The sequence below is a fragment of the Streptomyces sp. SM1 genome, from assembly GCF_002910825.1.
Classification (GTDB): Bacteria; Actinomycetota; Actinomycetes; order Streptomycetales; family Streptomycetaceae; genus Streptomyces; species Streptomyces okerensis.
The window spans coordinates 1-2,945 of record NZ_NEUB01000591.1; the positions used below are offsets into that span (position 1 = coordinate 1).

Annotated in this window: 2 protein-coding genes; both read right to left on the minus strand. The window is 74.9% G+C overall.

Annotation, left to right across the window (positions count from 1 at the left end):
• Positions 1-153: 153 nt before the first annotated feature.
• The gene (locus tag B9S61_RS14525; RefSeq protein WP_181007370.1) at positions 154-1,398 is read right to left on the minus strand and encodes a glycosyltransferase family 4 protein; all 1,245 of its coding nucleotides are present in this window, start codon (positions 1,396-1,398) and stop codon (positions 154-156) included.
• A gap of 44 nt (positions 1,399-1,442) precedes the next feature.
• The gene (locus tag B9S61_RS14530; RefSeq protein ID WP_103542633.1) at positions 1,443-2,534 is read right to left on the minus strand and encodes a DUF3344 domain-containing protein; all 1,092 of its coding nucleotides are present in this window, start codon (positions 2,532-2,534) and stop codon (positions 1,443-1,445) included.
• Positions 2,535-2,945: the final 411 nt, after the last annotated feature.

A 2,945-nucleotide genomic window follows, 5' to 3' on the forward strand; every position in this document is an offset into this window, starting at 1 on the left:
CGAGCAGCGGAACCGGGGAGGCGGGTCGGGCCGGGGGCCGCGAGGCGGGCAGCCGGGGGCCGTTGTCGGTGCCGCGCTGCGGCATGACGGAGACGGGCGAGGATCCGTGCTCCCGCGGAGGTACACCGGGGGAGGGCACGGTACGTTCGGCGGTCACGAGTGGATGGTCTCCCTGTGCTCGGAGGGCTCGACGCGCTGTGTCGTCCGGTCGGCCTCGGCGTCCCCGACCGTCCGGTGCGGGCACGCCCGTGCCCCGGCGGGCCAGGTGCCGAGCAGATCGCGGTAGACGTCGGCGACCGCCCTCGTGGTGTGCCGCACGTCGTGGAGGGACAGCACATGGCGGCGGCCCCGGTCGCCGAGGGACGTACGCAGCGGCGGGTCGAGCAGCAGCGTGCCGACCGTCTCCGCCAGGGCCCGGGGGTTCTCCGGCGGCACCACGCACGGGGCCGCGAAGGAGCGCGGCAGGCTTTCACGGGCGCCGTCGACGTCCGTGACGACCACGGGCCGCCCGCAGGCCATCGCCTCCAGCGGGGCCAGCGCCATGCCCTCCCAGCGGGAGGGCAGGACGACGAGATCGGCGGCCTGGTACCAGGGCGAGGCGTCCGGCACGGCGCCCGCGAACAGGACGGACCCCGGGGCGGCCGCGCGCAGCCGGTCCCGGTCCGGCCCGTCGCCGACCAGGACGAGCCGGGCGTCGGGCACCCGTTCCAGCACGGCGCTCCACGCCCGCAGCAGGACGTCCTGCCCCTTCTGCCGGCACAGCCGGCCCACACAGACGGCGAGCGGTGTCTCCGGGGGCAGTCCGGCCAGCGGCGCGAGACCGGCCCGTACGGCGGCCGTGGGAGCGGGGCGGAAACGCTCGGGGTCGATGCCGTTGGGGACGACGGTCCACCGGCCGGTGATCCCGGCGCGCACACCGGTGGCGCGCTCCGCGTCGCTCACGCACACCACCCGGGAGGCCCAGCGGGCGGCCCACCGCTCCCAGCGCAGCGCCAGGGCCGCGGTGGTGCCGCCCACCGCCTCGAAGGACCAGGCGTGCGGCTGGAACACGGTGGGGATCCGGCCGCGCACCGCGAGCCGTCCGGCGAGCCCGGCCTTCGCGCTGTGCGCGTGCACCAGGTCGGGGCGCACGTCGTCGAGCAGCCGGGCCAGGTCGCGTACCTCGCCGACGAGCGAGGCGCCCGGTGACCGGGTCGCCCGCCAGTGCCGTACCTGCGCGCCCAGCGACCGCAGTTGGCCGGTGAGCGCGCTGTCGGGGCAGATCGCGGTGACGTCGAGACCGTCCGCCAGCTGGGCCCTGACCAGGTCCGTCACGACCCGGGCGACACCGCCGTCCACGGGCTGGGTGAGGTGCAGGACCCGCGGCCGGCGGCCGGGCACTGACAGGTCCGTGAACACGGCTTCCTCACTCGCGCAGGTGGTCGGGACGGAGCGCGGCGCACTCACCGACGGGCGTCGACGGCGGCGAAGAGCACACCGGCCCACGCGGCGTCCCGCTGGGACGTCAGCCGGAAGGTGGCCCGGTCACCGGCGTTCGGCAGGCCCCCCGCGAGGTCGAACACGTCGGAGTCGTATCCGAGGGTGTTGGCGTACGCGGGCACCCGTGCCGGGGCCGCGCCCCTGGGGTCGGAGATGCTGGAGTTGAGGACGTCGTCGACCGGATTGGCCCCGTCGGCGAACGCGACGGCGGGAGCGTCGCCCGCGGTGAGGACGAGGGAGTCGCCGGTGGTACCGCGGTCGCCGTTGTACGCCACCATGCCCACCCGCCCTCCGGCGCCCGCGGCGAACGGCAGGTCGCGCAGCGGGAACTCCGCGCCCGCGCGGGAGCCCAGCGGCGCGAACCCGTCCCAGACGGCGAGGTGCCGCAGCGGCTCCGCCGCGTTCTCGTACGCCACCACCAGCGTCCAGCCGCCCCAGCCGCCGGCCGCGGACCTGCCGCCGGCCACGTTGAGCTGCGCCACCGTGTACAGGCCCGGCGCGCTGTCCCGCACCAGCCGGGTCACGTCCGCGGAGGCCTGGAAGGCGTCCGCCCCGTCCGCCACGCGGTGGCCCACGACGGTGTCCGCGAGCAGTTCCTTGTAGTCGCCGCCGGGCTCGGCGACCAGCACCCGCTCGTTGTCCGCGGCCGGCTTCTGCTCGCCCACCAGCAGGTTGCCGCCCCAGTAGAGGCGGGCGTACGTCACCCGGGAGCCGGCGGGCAGCCGGACCTCCGCGCGGGAGGAGTTGTAGGTGTTCGGGTCCTTGTCGACGTCGATGTAACTCATGTCGAAGTCGCCGTTCACGCCGTGCGCTTCGCCTTCCCGCACGTCGCGGCACGAGGAGACCGCGGTACGGCAGGTGGCGGAGGAGTTGGCGGCGCGCACGATGTTGCCGTGCTGCAGGGCCCGGTAGCGCTCGACGAAGGCGAGGCTGTCGGCCTCCGGCGCGGGCGCGACCGGCGCGGCGGCCGCGGGGCCGCAGGGCACGCACAGCGCGGCAAGGGAGAGAACGCCCACCGTCGCATGGCGAAGCAGCTGACCCAGGGTTTGGCGCATGACCGTCGGAGCCTTTCGGAACGGGTGGCGGCGCCAGGCAGCGGGGACGAGTGCGATGCGTCCGCCCATGAGGGTGCTTCGGAGGTTCGCAACTCTAGTCACCAAACGGACAAATTCACCGAAACTCGGCTAAGGGTGGCATGTGTGTTGGAATCGTGAAGTGAGGTTTGCGTGGCCAACGGCTCGGCGCACCGCCTGATCTGGCAGAACACGCGACGGAGTGAAGGGCGGGACACCTGGCGGCGTACCCCCGGTTGCGGCGGGTCCCGGGTCCTCTGACGGTGAGCACAAGATCCGAAGCCCCGCGAAAGGAACCCTCATGCGCGCTCTGCCGCCCCGGCGCATCGCATTCGGTGCCCTGTGCGCCGCCGTTCTGGCCACCACCACCGGCCCCGCCGCCCTGGCGGCCGA